The sequence below is a fragment of the Enterobacter sp. RHBSTW-00901 genome, assembly GCF_014103115.1.
In the GTDB taxonomy this organism is placed as follows: domain Bacteria; phylum Pseudomonadota; class Gammaproteobacteria; order Enterobacterales; family Enterobacteriaceae; genus Enterobacter; species Enterobacter cloacae_P.
The window spans coordinates 1,780,137-1,797,213 of record NZ_JABXPB010000001.1 but is presented as its reverse complement, the minus strand read 5'-3'; the positions used below and the strand labels follow the sequence as shown (position 1 = coordinate 1,797,213).

The 17,077-nt window shown below is 53.8% G+C and carries 18 protein-coding genes and 5 tRNA genes; 18 read left to right on the top strand and 5 right to left on the bottom strand.

The genetic code is table 11. From position 1 onward, the window contains the following. Positions 1 to 41: 41 nt before the first annotated feature. The 5 genes from gutM to srlA form a co-directional block, all read right to left on the bottom strand. Positions 42 to 401, bottom strand: coding sequence for a transcriptional regulator GutM (gene gutM / locus HV318_RS08605; RefSeq protein WP_182272423.1), 360 nt, complete (start codon positions 399 to 401; stop codon positions 42 to 44). 67 nt (positions 402 to 468) lie between these two features. Beyond that, positions 469 to 1,248, bottom strand: a complete 780-nt coding sequence (srlD, locus tag HV318_RS08600) for a sorbitol-6-phosphate dehydrogenase (protein WP_182272422.1) — start codon at positions 1,246 to 1,248, stop codon at positions 469 to 471. A gap of 15 nt (positions 1,249 to 1,263) precedes the next feature. After that, entirely contained in the window at positions 1,264 to 1,626 is a 363-nt protein-coding gene (gene srlB / locus HV318_RS08595; RefSeq protein WP_182272421.1) for a PTS glucitol/sorbitol transporter subunit IIA, read from the bottom strand. A 12-nt stretch (positions 1,627 to 1,638) separates the two neighbouring features. Next, positions 1,639 to 2,610 carry a PTS glucitol/sorbitol transporter subunit IIB gene (gene srlE, locus HV318_RS08590; protein WP_182272420.1) on the bottom strand — a complete coding sequence of 324 codons (972 nt, stop codon included), beginning with the start codon at positions 2,608 to 2,610 and terminating at the stop codon, positions 1,639 to 1,641. Next, positions 2,607 to 3,170 carry a PTS glucitol/sorbitol transporter subunit IIC gene (srlA, locus tag HV318_RS08585; RefSeq protein WP_182272419.1) on the bottom strand — a complete coding sequence of 188 codons (564 nt, stop codon included), beginning with the start codon at positions 3,168 to 3,170 and terminating at the stop codon, positions 2,607 to 2,609. The genes srlE and srlA overlap by 4 nt, the downstream gene beginning before the upstream one ends. Before the next feature lie 274 nt (positions 3,171 to 3,444). On the opposite strand from srlA, the gene mltB reads away from it, so the two are divergent. From mltB to luxS, 18 genes are all read left to right on the top strand, one after another. Beyond that, positions 3,445 to 4,545 (top strand): lytic murein transglycosylase B, encoded by a 1,101-nt coding sequence (mltB, locus tag HV318_RS08580; RefSeq protein ID WP_182272418.1) that lies wholly within the window; start codon positions 3,445 to 3,447, stop codon positions 4,543 to 4,545. A gap of 307 nt (positions 4,546 to 4,852) precedes the next feature. Further along, a complete protein-coding gene (locus HV318_RS08575) occupies positions 4,853 to 5,506 on the top strand; it encodes a metal ABC transporter ATP-binding protein (protein WP_182272417.1) in 654 nt (217 codons plus the stop codon). Then, positions 5,503 to 6,363 (top strand): metal ABC transporter permease, encoded by an 861-nt coding sequence (locus HV318_RS08570; RefSeq protein WP_182272416.1) that lies wholly within the window; start codon positions 5,503 to 5,505, stop codon positions 6,361 to 6,363. The genes HV318_RS08575 and HV318_RS08570 overlap by 4 nt, the downstream gene beginning before the upstream one ends. A gap of 14 nt (positions 6,364 to 6,377) precedes the next feature. Beyond that, the gene (locus HV318_RS08565; protein ID WP_182272415.1) at positions 6,378 to 7,256 is read left to right on the top strand and encodes a metal ABC transporter substrate-binding protein; all 879 of its coding nucleotides are present in this window, start codon (positions 6,378 to 6,380) and stop codon (positions 7,254 to 7,256) included. 130 nt (positions 7,257 to 7,386) lie between these two features. After that, the gene (pncC, locus tag HV318_RS08560; RefSeq protein ID WP_182272414.1) at positions 7,387 to 7,884 is read left to right on the top strand and encodes a nicotinamide-nucleotide amidase; all 498 of its coding nucleotides are present in this window, start codon (positions 7,387 to 7,389) and stop codon (positions 7,882 to 7,884) included. 89 nt (positions 7,885 to 7,973) lie between these two features. Then, complete coding sequence (recA, locus tag HV318_RS08555; RefSeq protein WP_182272413.1) at positions 7,974 to 9,032, top strand: recombinase RecA; 1,059 nt, start codon at positions 7,974 to 7,976, stop codon at positions 9,030 to 9,032. Positions 9,033 to 9,099: 67 nt separating this feature from the next. Then, positions 9,100 to 9,600 carry a recombination regulator RecX gene (gene recX / locus HV318_RS08550; RefSeq protein ID WP_182272412.1) on the top strand — a complete coding sequence of 167 codons (501 nt, stop codon included), beginning with the start codon at positions 9,100 to 9,102 and terminating at the stop codon, positions 9,598 to 9,600. A gap of 131 nt (positions 9,601 to 9,731) precedes the next feature. After that, a complete protein-coding gene (gene alaS / locus HV318_RS08545; RefSeq protein ID WP_182272411.1) occupies positions 9,732 to 12,359 on the top strand; it encodes an alanine--tRNA ligase in 2,628 nt (875 codons plus the stop codon). A gap of 241 nt (positions 12,360 to 12,600) precedes the next feature. Further along, positions 12,601 to 12,786: a carbon storage regulator CsrA gene (gene csrA / locus HV318_RS08540; RefSeq protein WP_000906486.1), complete on the top strand. Its 186-nt coding sequence runs from the start codon at positions 12,601 to 12,603 to the stop codon at positions 12,784 to 12,786. 343 nt (positions 12,787 to 13,129) lie between these two features. Continuing rightward, positions 13,130 to 13,222: transfer RNA gene (locus HV318_RS08535), tRNA-Ser, on the top strand. A gap of 4 nt (positions 13,223 to 13,226) precedes the next feature. Further along, a tRNA-Arg gene (locus tag HV318_RS08530) sits at positions 13,227 to 13,303 on the top strand. A gap of 64 nt (positions 13,304 to 13,367) precedes the next feature. Next, a tRNA-Arg gene (locus HV318_RS08525) sits at positions 13,368 to 13,444 on the top strand. A gap of 29 nt (positions 13,445 to 13,473) precedes the next feature. Then, positions 13,474 to 13,550, top strand: a tRNA-Arg gene (locus HV318_RS08520). Positions 13,551 to 13,578: 28 nt separating this feature from the next. Beyond that, positions 13,579 to 13,655, top strand: a tRNA-Arg gene (locus HV318_RS08515). A gap of 125 nt (positions 13,656 to 13,780) precedes the next feature. Then, positions 13,781 to 14,347, top strand: coding sequence for a fructose-1-phosphate/6-phosphogluconate phosphatase (gene yqaB, locus HV318_RS08510; RefSeq protein ID WP_182272410.1), 567 nt, complete (start codon positions 13,781 to 13,783; stop codon positions 14,345 to 14,347). Further along, positions 14,344 to 14,772, top strand: coding sequence for a YqaA family protein (locus HV318_RS08505; protein ID WP_182272409.1), 429 nt, complete (start codon positions 14,344 to 14,346; stop codon positions 14,770 to 14,772). The genes yqaB and HV318_RS08505 overlap by 4 nt, the downstream gene beginning before the upstream one ends. An 83-nt stretch (positions 14,773 to 14,855) precedes the next feature. Next, positions 14,856 to 16,400 carry a glutamate--cysteine ligase gene (gene gshA, locus HV318_RS08500; RefSeq protein WP_182272408.1) on the top strand — a complete coding sequence of 515 codons (1,545 nt, stop codon included), beginning with the start codon at positions 14,856 to 14,858 and terminating at the stop codon, positions 16,398 to 16,400. 152 nt (positions 16,401 to 16,552) lie between these two features. After that, complete coding sequence (gene luxS, locus HV318_RS08495; protein ID WP_182272407.1) at positions 16,553 to 17,068, top strand: S-ribosylhomocysteine lyase; 516 nt, start codon at positions 16,553 to 16,555, stop codon at positions 17,066 to 17,068. Positions 17,069 to 17,077: the final 9 nt, after the last annotated feature.

Sequence of the window (17,077 nt, the reverse complement as noted above, 5' to 3'; positions counted from 1 at the left end):
CGAAATGATAATTTCGCAAGCTTATAGCGTTCACAACGAAATTATCCATGTTTCAGATTAAGCGCTAATGATAGTGCATTCTGACAGAGTGGATCATGGGGAAAGATCACATCAGGCTGCAATTCCTGCAATGATGTGCCATTGATTGCCTGGATTTTCGCCGGTCTGGCGAACACCGTCATGCCACGCATGATGAGTGAATCGCAGACGTTGTCGTCTTCATCCAGCGCAATCGCAATCACCACACGAGGTTTGAAGCGTCCGCCGGAACGCCCGACGCCCACGCGACCTTTCTGGCACAGCGCCTCGAATGCGCGGTTGAACTGGTGGATTTGCCAGCCGCCAAACGCCATCTGGCAGATCCAGGCGATAGCGGCGACGGTGATTAATGCGGTGACCATATCAGCTCCTTGTTTTTTTCCCCTCTCCGGCGGGAGAGGGGTAGGGTGAGGGCATCAGGCTGCTCGATCAGAACATGACCTGCCCACCGGTCACGTTAATCGACTGCCCGGTGCAGTAAGACGCTTTCGGGCTGGCGTAAAACAGCAGCATATTCAGCACGTCCTGATAGTCGCAGCCGCGCTTCAACGGCACTTTGTCGATGTAATATTGCTCCACTTCGTCGGCGTTGATACCGAGTTTGGTGGCATACTGCGGCAGCAGGGACTGGAACATCGGTGACTTCAGCAGGTTGCCGAGCATCAGCGAGTGTACGGTAATGCCGTATTCGGCCAGATCCAGTGCCAGCGACTGCGTCAGGCCCACGCCGCCAAATTTGGCCGCGCTGTAACCGGAGTTGTGTTTGCTGCCCACTTTACCCGATTTGGAGTTGATCTGAATGATGCGTCCCTGAATTCCGTCGCGGATCATCAGGCGTGAAAACTCGCGGGCACAGAGGAAATACCCCACCAGATTGACCTGCAGCGAGCGGTCGAAATCGCCCAGCGCGAAGTCGCTGATAAATGCCGCTTTTGCAATCCCGGCACTGTAGACCAGCAGGTCAGTGCGGCCAAAAATCTCATCCACACCGCGAGCGAGCGCCATCACGCTCTGTTCGCTGGTGGCATCGGCTCCAAACCCGTACGCCATCCCTTCGCCAAACTCGGTGTTGATGGTGTCCGCCACGCGCGCGGCTTTTTCACTCTGAATATCCACTACCGCTACGCGGTAACCCTCTGCGGCAAGCCCACGGCAGATGAACTCTCCTAAGGTTTGTCCCCCACCAATGACAACGGCAACCTGACTCATATCTTTCTCCTTAAATTACGCAACAAATTTTAACGTGCAGCCTGGGGTTACGGCCTGTGGAACCGGGCCATCCACGTGAACCGTACCGGGGTATTCCGCCTGTGACTGGCCATCAAAACGCAGGGTGATGTGGCCCAGTTCACGCAGGTTTTGCTCAGCCACGTCACCCACGGCGGTGACGGCATAACGCGTTTCACCCAGCTCCAGCTGACTACCGGCCTTCAGCTCACCGTTCAGCTCGCCGTGGCAATGGATAAAACAAAACTCTTCAATATCCGCTGGCGCACCTTCGCGGAAGGTGATCAGCATCTGGTCACTGAGCGCATCGGCTGCGCTCTGTCCGATGCGGGTAATGGTGGTTTGGTAAATCACGGTCATCGCAGGAACCTCTTATTGATAAATAAAGCCGGAGACAAACCAGGCAATCAGTACGGTTGGTGCACCTGTCAGGAAGCGGCTTACCAGCACTGACGGTACGCCAACGCGCACGGTGTCCTGGCGCGCTTCGGCAAGCGATAGCCCAACGGGAATGAAGTCGCACGCTGCCTGAGCGTTAATGGCAAACAAGGCAGGCAGAGCCAGGTGTGGAGGAATATTTCCCAGACCGATTTGCACACCAATCAGCACGCCGATGACCTGCGCAATCACCGCGCCCGGGCCGAGGAACGGTGACAGCAGCGGGAAAGAGCAAATCAGTGCCAGCGTCACCAGCCCGAGCGGATGGCTGGCAAGCGGGGCGAGGCCGTGGGCAATCCAGTCGCCCAGACCGGATGCCATAATGATGCCGATAAGCGCCGAGACGAATGCCATAAACGGCAGAATGGTTTTCAGCACCGTGTCGATGGTGTCGCGCCCGGACTGGAACAGCACCGCCACCGCCGAACCCATGCCCATCCCAACTTTCGCCAGCAGGCCGTCGCTCTGCTCGGTGATTTTTTTGCTGGTGTCGTAATCACGCGGCGCGGCTTTGGCTTCCTTTTTCTGTGAAGCAGGGGACCCTTCTGCCAGACGGATGTTGTCTTCTTTCACGCCTGAAACATAAATATCTTCAAGGATGTACTGCGCCAGTGGGCCAGATTTACCGGTGGCGTGAATATTGATGGTCGGGATGCGACGCTTTGGATAAATGCCGCAGCGCAGGGTGCCGCCGCAGTCAATGACCGCAACGCCGATTTCAGATTCTGGTGGTTCACCCTCTTTAAAACCGTCGACGGCTTCCCAGCCAGTTAACTCACGCAGTTTGTCGACAATTGCCGGGCGCGTGCCTGCAGTGATGTAGACAATTTTTTTGTCTTCAGTGGCGTCGAGTTCCAGCGGGCCGCCCCAGCCGCCCGTTCCTTTAACAATGCGAATACGGCTCATGCTGTGGCTCCTGAAAGATGGACTTTTTGTTCAAGCTGGATGCCCATTTTTTTCTCGAAAATGGCGGTCGTGAGGTCGGTAACCCAGCCGCGGAAGAAGTTGGTGACCAGACCGACCAGCAGATAGCTCACCGCCAGCGGGCCAAGTGGTAAGCCAAGCGTGGTCAGACCGCTGGCAATACCGAGGTAGACAAACAGCTCGCCGGGGTTGATATGCGGGAACAGGCCGTTCATCGAGTGGCAGCTGTAGGATGCAGCGGCGTAGTAACTCGGCTTGTATTTTTCTGGCATAAAGCGACCGAGACTTAAGGTCATCGGGTTGCAGAAAACGAACGTACCGATGCAGGGTAGAACCAGATAACGGGACAGTGGGTTCCCGGCGCAGCGCTGGGCGAAGCGTTCAATGCGTTGCTGGCCGATAAAGTTAATAAGTGCGTTCATGATAACCAGCAAGCTGATCAGCAGAGGCAGGATCCCGGTCACCATACTGGTGAACACCTCTCCGCCTTTCTGAAACAGCCCGATGAACCACTCGGCACCGTGGGTGATGGTTTCTATCATTCTTCTCTCCTGTGGGGGCTTTTTGTTTTTGTATAACCGCGACTAATAATAATCACTTTGAAAGGTTTTAAAGTGTTAGTTAGATCTCACAATGAAAGAAAAATGGATTATTTTGAAAGTTAATTAGTGTGATGAATTGTTTTTGGTTGAAAAAAACACAGATTTGCGTTGGGGAGCGTAAAGATTTGGCAGGGGAGATGAGTACCGCTTCCTTGAGGTGTCGGGGATGCTTTACCATACTGGGCTCTTATCGAACTCGTTAAATGGATGTCCCATGTTCAAGCGTCGTTATGCAGCGTTGTTACCTGCGCTTATTCTTCTGTCTGCCTGTAGTAGCAAACCTAAAACCGAAGCTGCTCAGCCTACGGCTGGCACGCCTTCCGGGGGATTCTTGCTGGAGCCGCAGCATAATATGATGCAGATGGGCGGTGACTTCGCGAATAACCCGGCGGCCGAGCAGTTCATCGATAACATGGTGAGCAAACACGGCTTTGACAGGCAGCAACTGCATGAAATTTTGTCTCAGGCAAAACGTCTGGACTACGTTCTGCGCCTGATGGACAGACAGGCACCGACGGCGCAAGCGCCGACTGGGCCAAACGGTGCGTGGCTGCGCTATCGCAAACAGTTTATTACCCCGGACAACGTGCAAAATGGCGTGGTGTTCTGGAATCAGTATGAAGATGCCCTTAACCGTGCATGGCAGGTTTACGGCGTACCGCCTGAAATCATCGTCGGGATCATCGGCGTGGAAACCCGCTGGGGCCGCGTGATGGGGAAAACCCGCATTCTCGATGCGCTGGCAACACTCTCCTTTAACTACCCGCGTCGCGCCGAGTATTTCTCGTCCGAGCTGGAAACCTTCCTGCTGATGGCGCGCAACGAACAGGACGATCCGCTGGATCTGAAAGGGTCGTTTGCCGGTGCGATGGGCTACGGTCAGTTTATGCCGTCATCCTATAAGCAATTTGCCGTCGACTTTAACGGTGATGGTCATATCAACCTGTGGGATCCGGTGGATGCCATTGGTAGTGTGGCGAACTACTTCAAATCACACGGTTGGGTCGCGGACGGCCAGGTGGCAGTGCAGGCTAACGGCCAGGCTCCGGGGCTGGAAAACGGTTTTAAAACTAACTACAGCATTTCGCAGCTGACAGCGGCAGGTCTGACGCCAACGCAGCCTCTGGGTAATGCACAACAGGCGAGCCTGTTGCGTCTGGATGTGGGGACGGGCTATCAGTACTGGTACGGGCTGCCAAACTTCTACACTATCACCCGCTATAACCACAGCACGCACTATGCAATGGCGGTGTGGCAACTGGGGCTGGCAGTTTCGCAGGCGCGTGCACCCGCGGCATCACCGTTTAGTCAATAATCAGTCCGGTTGAGTATGCCGGGTAAGGCAACGCCGCCACCCGGCAATAATGCAGACACAGCGCAGACTGATGCTCTCACCCTCTCCCACGGGAGGGGGAAATACCACAGAAACATTTCGCCACACTCCTGTTCAATCCTCTTCGTTTACATCTTCGTTTTCTTTCATTATCGTTATGTTATAACATTTAATGTGGTGTCGAGATGTCAACGTCCCTTTTCTCTTTATCCGCGTCAGTCCGGCTTCTGTTGGCACTGGTGCTTATTGTGTTTATCGGGCTGGCCGTGAGCTGGGCGGTGGCTTTGCCATGATCGTAATGAACGAACTGATGGCGGGGTATGACCGCCAGCCTGTTACGCGTCCTCTGTCGGGTGTCATTGAACGCGGAAGCATGACCGCGATTATCGGTGCTAACGGATGCGGGAAATCCACATTACTGAAAACGCTCGCCGGGTTTATTCCCCCTGTAAGCGGCGATTTTCGCTGGCAGGGTAAACGCCCGGTGATTGGCTGGCTGGCGCAGCGCCACGCGCTGGAGGCGCAATTTCCACTGACCGTGCAGGACGTGGTGAGTATGGGCTGTTGGCCGGGGATTTCGCTTTTTTCTGGTTTTCGTCGCGACACGCGGCTGCGTATTACCGAAGCCCTTGAGCGCGTGGGGCTGGAGTCGATGGCGTTATCAACTATTGATGAACTGTCCGGCGGCCAGTTTCAGCGCATGCTGTTTGCGCGCGTGCTCGTGCAGCAGGCTCCGCTGGTGATGCTCGATGAACCGTTTACCGGCGTTGATGAAGTCACCTGCAATGTGCTGATGGCGCTGATGCTGGAGATGTATCAGCAGGGGCAGACCCTGCTCGCCGTGTTGCATGACAGCGAACGCGTGTCGCGCCACTTCCCGCAGACATTGCGGCTGGATGTTGATACCCCCCTCTGGAAAACCGAACGGGTGAGGGTGGCATGATCTGGCATCTCTTTTTTCAGCCGTTTATCGACTACGGCTTTATGCGTCGTGCGCTGGTGGTCTGCCTGGCGCTCTCGGTCAGCACTACCGCGTTGGGTGTATTTCTTCAGTTGCGCCGGATGAGCCTGATGGGCGATGCACTCTCTCACGCCATTTTGCCCGGTGTCGCCGTGGGATATTTGCTGAGCGGAATGTCGCTGCTGGCGATGAGTATTGGTGGCTTTATCGCCGGAATTACCGTTGCGCTGGTGGCCGGGCTGGTGAGCCGCCGTACGCCGCTTAAAGAGGATGCCAGCTTTGCGGGGTTCTATCTGGGATCGCTGGCGTTGGGCGTCACGCTGGTGTCGTTGCACGGTTCGAACGTCGATCTGCTGCATCTGCTGTTTGGCTCTATTCTCGCCGTGGACAACGATGCCGCGCTGTTTGTGACCGGCGTTTGCATCTTCACACTGATGATGCTGGCTATTTTCTATCGTGGGCTGGTGACCGAAGCGTTTGATACCGCCTGGCTGCAGGTGAACGCTCGCGGGGTGCCCGGCTTATTACACGGCCTGTTTCTGGCATTGCTGGTGCTCAACCTGGTAGCCGGTTTTCAGGTACTTGGCACGCTGATGGCCGTGGGGCTGATGATGTTACCCGCAGTGGCGGCCCGCTGCTGGGTACGCACCCTACCAGGATTGCTGCTGATGGCAGGTATTAGCGGCATTTTCTGCGCGTGGCTGGGGCTGAGCCTCTCCTGGGCGATGAGTCTACCCGCCGGGCCGTCCATCGTCCTGACGGCCAGCGCGCTGTTCTTTATTTCCATTTTATTTGGCACGCGCAGCAGGCTGGCAGGCAGCCTGCGTGCGCTTTTTTAACGCAAGGGGAAACGATGAAACGTACAGGGTTAGCAGTGGCGCTCGCGCTGGGGATGATGTCACACAGTGTGATGGCGAAAACGCTCAACGTGGTGACCAGCTTTTCCATACTGGGGGATATCACCCGGCAGGTGGGGGGCGATCACGTGAAGGTGACGACGCTGGTCGGGCCGGACGGTGACCCGCATACTTTCGAACCGTCGCCGAAAGACAGCGCAGCGCTGAGTAAGGCTGACGTCGTGGTGGTAAACGGTCTGGGGCTGGAGGGCTGGCTCGACCGGCTAGTAAAAGCCTCTGGCTTTAAGGGCCAGCTCGTTGTGGCCTCCACAGGAGTGAAAACTCATACTCTGGAAGAGGATAGCAAAACCGTGACCGACCCACATGCGTGGAATAGCGCGGCGAACGGGGCGCTGTATGCGCAAAATATCCTCTCGGGGCTGGTGAACGCCGATCCTGAAGATAAAGTGGCGCTGGAAGCCTCCGGTAAGCCCTATATCAAACAGCTCACCCAACTGGATAACTGGGCTAAAACGCGCTTTAGCCAAATCCCGCAGGAGAAACGTAAAGTGCTGACCAGCCATGATGCGTTCGGGTATTTTAGCCGCGCCTACGGTGTGACTTTTATGGCACCGCAAGGGCTGTCATCAGAGAGTGAGGCCAGCGCGGCGCAGGTCGCGGAGATCATTAACCAGATTAAAATGGACGGCGTGAAAACCTGGTTTATGGAAAACCAGCTCGACCCGCGTCTGGTGAAACAGATTGCCAGTGCGACGGGCGCGCAGCCGGGCGGGGAGCTTTACCCGGAAGCGCTGTCGGCAAAAGGTGGTGTGGCAGATACCTACATCAACGCGTTTCGCCACAATGTGAATACCCTTGCGGACAGTATGAAATAATCTTTCCTGTAGCCGGTGCACCCGCATCGGCTTTTTTCTGAAGCTCCCTCGTAAAACCCGAAGCTCGTCCCCATATCGGACGAGAAAGTGCTATCTTGTGCAGCACGTTTTTCCGAAGCCAGGAGCGATAATGACTGACCATGAATTGATGCAGCTGAGCGAAGTGGTAGGGCTGGCGCTTAAGCAACGTGGTGCGACTATCACCACCGCAGAGTCCTGTACTGGCGGCTGGGTTGCCAAAGTGATTACGGATATTGCAGGCAGTTCCGCCTGGTTTGAACGCGGCTTTGTGACCTACAGTAACGAAGCTAAGGCACAGATGATTGGCGTGCGTGAAGGGACGCTTGAACAGCATGGTGCGGTCAGTGAACCGGTGGTGATTGAGATGGCTATTGGGGCGCTGAAAGAGGCGCGTGCCGATTATGCCATTTCGATCAGCGGCATCGCAGGGCCGGACGGTGGCAGTGACGTGAAGCCCGTCGGTACCGTCTGGTTTGGTTTTGCCACCTCAAAAGGTGAAGGGATCACTCGCCGGGAGTGCTTTAGCGGCAATCGCGAAAGCGTGCGTCGGCAGGCAACCGAATATGCGTTAAAAACGCTCTGGCAACAATTTCTACAAAACACTTGATACTGTATGACTGTACAGTATAATTGCACCAACAGAACAGAAATCCACGGTGAAGCGCAGTCGCTTCTCCAGGCATGACAGGAGTAATAATGGCTATCGACGAGAACAAACAGAAAGCGTTGGCGGCAGCACTGGGCCAGATCGAAAAGCAATTCGGTAAAGGCTCCATCATGCGCCTGGGTGAAGACCGTTCAATGGACGTGGAAACCATCTCCACCGGTTCGCTTTCTCTGGACATCGCACTGGGTGCTGGCGGTTTGCCAATGGGCCGTATCGTAGAGATCTACGGACCGGAATCTTCCGGTAAAACCACCCTGACGCTGCAGGTTATCGCTGCGGCACAGCGCGAAGGTAAAACCTGTGCGTTTATCGATGCCGAGCATGCGCTGGATCCAATCTATGCCCGCAAACTGGGCGTTGATATCGATAACCTGCTGTGTTCTCAACCGGATACCGGTGAACAGGCGCTGGAAATTTGTGATGCGCTGGCACGCTCAGGTGCCGTTGACGTTATCGTGGTTGACTCCGTTGCCGCACTGACGCCAAAAGCCGAAATTGAAGGTGAAATCGGTGACTCTCACATGGGCCTCGCGGCGCGTATGATGAGCCAGGCGATGCGTAAGCTGGCCGGTAACCTGAAGCAGTCCAATACGCTGCTCATCTTCATCAACCAGATCCGTATGAAAATTGGTGTGATGTTCGGTAACCCGGAAACCACGACCGGTGGTAACGCACTGAAATTCTACGCTTCTGTCCGTCTGGATATCCGCCGTATCGGCGCGGTGAAAGAGGGTGAGAACGTGGTCGGTAGCGAAACTCGCGTGAAGGTGGTGAAGAACAAAATCGCTGCACCGTTCAAACAGGCTGAATTCCAGATCCTCTACGGCGAAGGTATCAACTTCTTCGGCGAGCTGGTTGACCTGGGCGTGAAAGAGAAGCTGATTGAAAAAGCGGGCGCATGGTACAGCTACAACGGTGATAAGATCGGTCAGGGTAAAGCCAATGCAATTGGCTGGCTGAAAGAGAACCCGGCTGCGGCGAAAGAAATTGAGAAGAAAGTGCGTGAGCTTCTGTTGAACAACCAGGACGCCACACCAGACTTCGCAGTTGATAGCGCGGATGCTGAAGAAACCCACGAAGATTTTTAATGTTTCGTGTAAAGACGAAGGGCTGCTGATGCGGCCCTTTTTGCATTTCTGAACCAGCAGGTTTTTTATGAGTGAACCGACAACTCGTCGTCCTGCGTACGCACGTTTACTGGATCGTGCGGTACGTATTCTTGCTGTGCGCGACCACAGCGAACAAGAGTTGCGGCGGAAACTTTCCGCCCCCATCATGAGCAAAAATGGGCCGGAAGAGATTGATGCTACCACGGAAGATTACGACCGCGTGATTGCCTGGTGCTACGAGCATCACTATCTGGATGATGACCGTTTTGCTTCCCGGTTTCTCGCCAGCCGTGGCCGCAAAGGATACGGCCCCGTGCGCATCCGCCAGGAGCTTAATCAGAAAGGCGTAGCCCGTGAATCCATTGAAAAAGCGATGCGCGAATGCGATACCGACTGGTGCGAACTGGCAAGAGAACAGGCGATGCGTAAATATGGTGAACCGCTGCCGCGTGAATTTTCAGACAAAATCAAAATTCAGCGCTTTTTGCTCTACCGCGGCTTCCTGATGGAAGATATTCAGGATATCTGGCGCAATTTTACCGATTGAACGCATGCGGGATTTTACTTCCCACTAAAGAAAACTTATCTTATTCCCACTTTTTCCAGTAGCTGGTCTGTTCAACTGTTTAACAGTACAGGCTTGCTACGACATTTCGTTAGCTTGATTTCAGGATAATTATGAGCAAGAGCACCGCTGAGATCCGTCAGGCGTTTCTCGATTTTTTCCATAGTAAGGGACACCAGGTTGTTGCCAGCAGCTCCCTGGTACCGAACAACGACCCGACTCTACTGTTTACCAACGCCGGGATGAACCAGTTCAAGGATGTATTCCTTGGTCTCGACAAGCGTAATTATTCCCGCGCCACAACCTCACAGCGTTGCGTGCGTGCGGGCGGTAAACACAACGACCTGGAAAACGTCGGTTACACCGCGCGTCACCATACCTTCTTCGAAATGCTGGGCAACTTCAGCTTCGGCGACTATTTCAAACACGACGCCATCCAGTATGCATGGGAACTGCTGACCGGTGAAAACTGGTTCAACCTGCCGAAAGAGCGTCTGTGGGTTACCGTCTATGAAACCGATGACGAAGCCTTCGAAATCTGGGAAAAAGAAGTTGGTATCCCGCGCGAACGTATTATCCGCATCGGCGATAACAAAGGCGCACCTTACGCGTCTGACAACTTCTGGCAGATGGGCGATACGGGCCCTTGTGGTCCATGTACCGAGATCTTCTACGATCACGGTGACCACATCTGGGGTGGCCCGCCAGGAAGTGCTGAAGAAGATGGCGATCGCTACATTGAGATCTGGAACATCGTCTTTATGCAGTTCAACCGTCAGGCTGACGGTACGATGGAGCCGTTGCCGAAGCCGTCCGTTGATACCGGTATGGGTCTGGAGCGTATCGCGGCTGTTCTGCAGCACGTTAACTCCAACTATGAGATTGACCTGTTCAGTACTCTGATCAAAGCCGTTGCTGATGTGACGGGCGCAACCGATCTGAACAACAAATCTCTGCGCGTTATCGCAGACCATATCCGTTCCTGTGCATTCCTGATTGCCGACGGTGTTATTCCGTCGAATGAAAACCGTGGTTACGTGCTGCGTCGTATCATTCGTCGTGCTATCCGTCATGGCAACATGCTGGGTGCGAAGGACACCTTCTTCTATAAACTCGTTGGGCCACTGGTTGGCGTGATGGGCGCTGCGGGCGATGAACTGAAACGCCAGCAGGCGCAGGTTGAACAGGTTCTGAAAACCGAAGAAGAACAGTTTGCCCGTACTCTGGAGCGTGGTCTGGCGCTGCTGGATGACGAGCTGGCTAAGCTCAAGGGCGACACGCTGGATGGCGAAACCGCTTTCCGCCTGTACGATACCTACGGCTTCCCGGTTGACCTGACGGCAGACGTTTGCCGTGAGCGCAACATCAAAGTTGACGAAGCGGGCTTTGAAGCTGCGATGGAAGAGCAGCGTCGTCGTGCGCGTGAATCCAGCGGTTTTGGCGCAGACTATAACGCGATGATCCGCGTTGAGAGTGCGTCTGAATTCAAAGGCTACGAAAATCTGGAACTGACCGGCAAAGTGACCGCTCTGTTTGTTGACGGTAAAGCCGTAGACAGCATCAGCGCAGGCCAGGATGCGGTTGTGATTCTGGACAAAACCTCGTTCTATGCCGAATCTGGCGGCCAGGTTGGCGATAAAGGCGAACTGAAAGGCGACGGCTTTAGCTTCAACGTTACTGACACCCAGAAATACGGTCAGGCTATTGGTCACCAGGGCAAACTGGTTTCCGGCTCTCTGAAAGTGGGTGAGGGCGTTCAGGCTAACGTTGATGAAGTTCGCCGTGCACGTATTCGTCTGAACCACTCCGCAACGCACCTGATGCACGCAGCCCTGCGTGATGTTCTGGGTACCCACGTTGCACAGAAAGGTTCTCTGGTTAACGATAAGGTTCTGCGTTTCGACTTCTCTCATTTCGAAGCGATGAAGCCATCTGAAATCCGTGCGGTGGAAGATCTGGTCAACGCGCAGATCCGTCGTAACCTGCCAATCGAAACTCATATCATGGAGCTCGAAGCGGCGAAGAAGAAAGGTGCGATGGCACTGTTTGGTGAGAAATATGACGAACGTGTTCGCGTACTGAGCATGGGCGACTTCTCCACCGAACTGTGCGGTGGTACTCACGCTTCCCGTACGGGTGATATCGGTCTGTTCCGCATCGTTTCTGAATCAGGTACGGCGGCAGGTGTTCGTCGTATTGAAGCGGTGACCGGTGAAGGTGCTATTGCCAGCCTGCATGCGCAGAGCGACCAACTGCACGACATCGCACAGTTGCTGAAAGGCGATAGCCAGAATCTGGGTGAGAAAGTGCGTGTTGCGCTGGATCGCACCCGTCAGCTGGAAAAAGAGCTGCAGCAGTTGAAAGAGCAGGCAGCAGTACAAGAGAGCGCAAGCCTCTCCAGCAAAGCGGTAGAGATTAAGGGTGTCAAACTGCTGGTCAGCTGCCTGGCCGGTGTTGAGCCTAAAATGCTTCGCACTATGGTCGACGATCTGAAGAACCAGCTTGGTTCCACAGTTATCGTGCTGGCGACGGTGGCAGAAGGTAAGGTTTCTCTGATTGCGGGCGTCTCTAAGGATGTGACCGACCGCGTTAAAGCAGGGGAACTGATTGGTATGGTCGCTCAGCAGGTGGGCGGCAAGGGGGGCGGTCGTCCGGACATGGCGCAAGCTGGTGGTACGGATGCGGCGGCACTTCCTGCGGCATTGGCCAGCGTTGAAGGCTGGGTAAGCGCGAAACTGTAATAATTACAAAGCACAAGCAGACGCCATAGCGGCAACGTTATGGCGTCTTGTTCACTGTGCTATCGATAACGATAAAGTCAGGTTGAGTTTGTGTATATCGGCTAAACTTACGTTTAACAGAATGTAATGCCGTGACTGCTTACACTTTACGTGTTTGTCATCGCTTACTTTTTGGCGTTATATGATGGATAATGCCGGGATACAAGAGACCCGACTCTTTTAATCTTTCAAGGAGCAAAGAATGCTGATTCTGACTCGTCGAGTTGGTGAGACCCTCATGATTGGGGATGAGGTCACCGTGACAGTTTTAGGGGTAAAGGGTAACCAGGTTCGTATTGGTGTGAACGCCCCTAAAGAAGTATCTGTCCACCGTGAAGAGATCTACCAGCGTATCCAGGCTGAAAAATCCCAGCAGTCCAGTTACTGATATTATCGCGTCTCGCTGTCGGGCGAGACGCAACCTCTCCCGCAATTTTTCCTGCTTAAAGTTACCGTTTGATTTCAACCGCTCTGTTTTTAACCACTCCCTTACCCTTATCTCGACCAAACGCCGTCATTCCCTCAATAGATTTCTGTGAAGATGCCTGCAAAATCCGCTTATAAAACACCCTCTTTGCGGCTTTTACATGCGAATTGCGTGCGATTTGTGCAAACGATAAAAGCGTGTGGAAAATTGTTTGACTTATAAGTCCCAGAAAGTAATATATGCGCCACGCAGCGACGAGAAGCTCTTAACGAGTTACTCGAAGCACTCGAAAGAGGCGTTGTGTGGTGAGGTGGCCGAGAGGCTGAAGGCGCTCCCCTGCTAAGGGAGTATGCGGTCAAAAGCTGCATCCGGGGTTCGAATCCCCGCCTCACCGCCATTTTGCATCCGTAGCTCAGCTGGATAGAGTACTCGGCTACGAACCGAGCGGTCGGAGGTTCGAATCCTCCCGGATGCACCATCTATTACTTCATATTGCTTTCGAAGTGATATGAATATCGAGTAGTACAGTAGTAAATCCCGATGCATCCGTAGCTCAGCTGGATAGAGTACTCGGCTACGAACCGAGCGGTCGGAGGTTCGAATCCTCCCGGATGCACCATTTACTATTTCTGAAAGCAGTACCCTGATGCATCCGTAGCTCAGCTGGATAGAGTACTCGGCTACGAACCGAGCGGTCGGAGGTTCGAATCCTCCCGGATGCACCATTTACTGTTTCTAAAAGCATTTTCCGATGCATCCGTAGCTCAGCTGGATAGAGTACTCGGCTACGAACCGAGCGGTCGGAGGTTCGAATCCTCCCGGATGCACCATCTCTTCTTGTCATTCTCCTTGTGTTCAGTTCTTAATCACTCTCATTGTTATCATTTCGCAATCAGCGACAAAAACCACCATTTACGATAAAGTAATGCTTTGTTAATCGTTTAGCGAGAGCACGATGTACGCACAGTATGACGGTTTGATCTTCGATATGGATGGTACCATCCTGGATACTGAACCCACGCATCGTAAAGCCTGGACTGAAGTCCTTGGACGTTACGGCATGCGTTTCGATCTCCAGGCAATGGTTGCCCTCAACGGATCCCCAACCTGGCGTATTGCGCAGGCCGTGATTGAAATGAATCAGGCCGATCTCGACCCGCACCTGCTCGCACGTGAAAAAACTGACGCGGTAAAGGCGATGCTTTTAGATACCGTACGTCCATTGCCGCTAATAGATGTTGTTAAGGAGTGGCACGGACGTCGGCCGATGTCGGTTGGCACGGGCAGCGAAAGCTCAATCGCAGAAGCGTTGCTCAACCATCTTGGCTTGCGTCACTATTTTTCCGCTGTGGTTGCCGCCGATCATGTTAAAAACCACAAACCCGCACCAGACACCTTTCTGCTTTGCGCAGAACGCATGGGTGTACCTGCGGCAAAATGCGTTGTTTTTGAAGATGCAGATTTTGGTATTCAGGCCGCGCGTAATGCCGGAATGGATGCGGTGGACGTTCGCTTACTGTGAGTGACGCGCTGTCACTTGCCTCATTATTCGCCAGCAGCTTCTTAAGCGCCACGCTCTTACCGGGAAATTCGGAAGTGGTGCTGGTAGCGATGCTGTTGTCTGGTGCCAGTCAGCCCTGGTTGCTCGTCTTAATAGCAACAATGGGTAATAGCTTTGGAGGGCTGACTAACGTTATTCTTGGGCGTTTCTTCCCGCTGCGTGAAAAATCACGCTGGCAGGAAAAGGCAGTCGGCTGGCTAAAACGCTATGGCGCTGCCACGCTGTTATTAAGCTGGATGCCTGTAATAGGTGATTTACTGTGTCTGCTGGCGGGATGGATGCGCATCTCCTGGGGACCGGTTCTCTTTTTTTTGTGCCTTGGCAAGGCGTTGCGCTATGTTCTCGTGGCATGGGTAACACTACAGGGTATGACGTGGTGGCACTAATTGGTGGAGTGATTTAGCGACCTTCAATCGTCAACCATTACAATTATGCTGAGTAACAATACTTTGACAGGCGGGAGGTCAATTTGATCCCGGACGTATCACAGGCGCTGGCCTGGCTGGAAAACCACCCTCAGGCTCTGAAGGGTATTCAGCGTGGGCTTGAGCGTGAAACGCTGCGCGTTAACGCAGATGGCAGCTTAGCCACAACGGGTCACCCGAAGGCGTTAGGCTCGGCGCTGACACATAAATGGATCACAACCGATTTCGCCGAAGCGCTGCTGGAGTTTATCACTCCGGTGGATGGCGATATTGATCATATGCTGACGATCTTGCGCGACGTCCATCGCTTTACCGCCCGTAATCTGGGCGATGAGCGCATGTGGCCGCTCAGTATGCCGTGCTATATCGAGCAGGGGCAGGAGATTGAGCTGGCGCAGTATGGCACGTCGAATATCGGTCGGCTGAAAACGCTTTACCGTGAAGGGCTGAAAAACCGCTACGGCGCGTTGATGCAGACCATCTCTGGGGTGCATTACAATTTCTCTCTGCCGATGGCGTTCTGGCAGGCGAAATGCGGCGAAACGGATAAAGAAGCGATCTCCGCAGGCTACTTCCGCCTGATCCGTAACTACTATCGTTTCGGCTGGGTCATTCCTTATTTGTTTGGCGCGTCACCTGCGATTTGTTCATCATTCCTGCAGGGAAAACCGACCACGCTGCCGTTCGAGAAGACCGAATGCGGGATGTACTACCTGCCGTATGCCACGTCTCTGCGCCTGAGCGATCTTGGTTATACCAATAAATCGCAAAGCAATCTCGGTATTACGTTTAACGAATTGCATGAATATGTGGCAGGATTGAAGCGCGCGATTAAAACGCCGTCGGAAGAGTACGAGAAAATCGGTCTCGAAAAAGACGGTAAGCGCCTGCAAATCAACGGCAACGTGCTGCAAATTGAAAACGAGCTGTACGCGCCCATTCGTCCGAAGCGTGTCACGCGCAGCGGTGAAACACCGTCTGATGCGCTGCAGCGCGGCGGTATTGAATACATTGAAGTGCGCTCGCTGGATATTAACCCGTTCTCACCGATTGGTGTTGATGAGCAGCAGGTTCGCTTCCTTGATCTGTTTATGGTCTGGTGCGTGCTGGCCGATGCGCCTGAAATGAGTTCAGATGAACTGCTCTGCACCCGTACTAACTGGAATCGCGTGATTCTGGAAGGGCGTAAGCCGGGTCTGACGCTGGGTATCGGCTGTGAAGCGGCGCAGTTCCCGCTGCCAAAAGTGGGTAAAGATCTGTTCCGTGACCTGAAACGTGTTGCCCAGACAATGGACAGCGTATACGGCGGTGAAGAGTATCAAAACGTTTGCGACCAGTTGGTCGAATGCTTTGATAACCCTGAACTGACATTCTCAGCACGTATTCTGCGTTCTATGATTGATCAGGGTATCGGCGGTACAGGGCGTTCGCTCTCTGCGCAATACCGGGAAATGCTGATGCAGGAGCCGCTAGAAATCCTGAGTGAAGCGGATTTTATGGCAGAACGAGACGCTTCTGTCATACGTCAGAAAGAGGTCGAAGCGGCGGATACTGAGTCGTTTGAGGCGTTTCTGGCGAAGCAGGTTTGAACCAAAAAGAAAAAGGCCACATCGCTGTGGCCAAAATATACATCTCTGAATTCAGGGATGATGATAACAAATGCGCGTCTTTCATATACTCAGACGCGCATTCTGTCGAAGAGTTCAGTTTTTTTTAAAAAAATCACTATCGGAGGTGACGTATGCCGTTATTAGATAGCTTTACCGTCGACCATACCCGTATGGAAGCACCTGCTGTACGTGTGGCGAAGACCATGCACACTCCGCACGGCGACACGATCACCGTATTCGATCTGCGTTTCTGCGTGCCGAACAAAGAAGTGATGCCTGAAAAAGGCATTCATACGCTGGAGCACCTGTTTGCCGGTTTTATGCGTGACCACCTGAACGGCAACGGCGTAGAGATTATTGATATCTCCCCAATGGGCTGCCGCACGGGTTTCTACATGAGTCTGATTGGTCAGCCTGAAGAGACGCGCGTTGCAGCAGCCTGGAAAGCAGCAATGGAAGACGTGCTGAAGGTGAAAGAGCAGAATCAGATCCCTGAACTGAACATTTACCAGTGCGGGACTTACCAGATGCACTCTCTGGAAGAAGCGCAGGAAATCGCGCGCCACATCATTGAGCGTGATGTTCGTGTGAACAGCAATGAAGAGCTGGCCCTGCCAAAAGAAAAACTGCAGGAACTGCACATCTAGTGCGCCTTC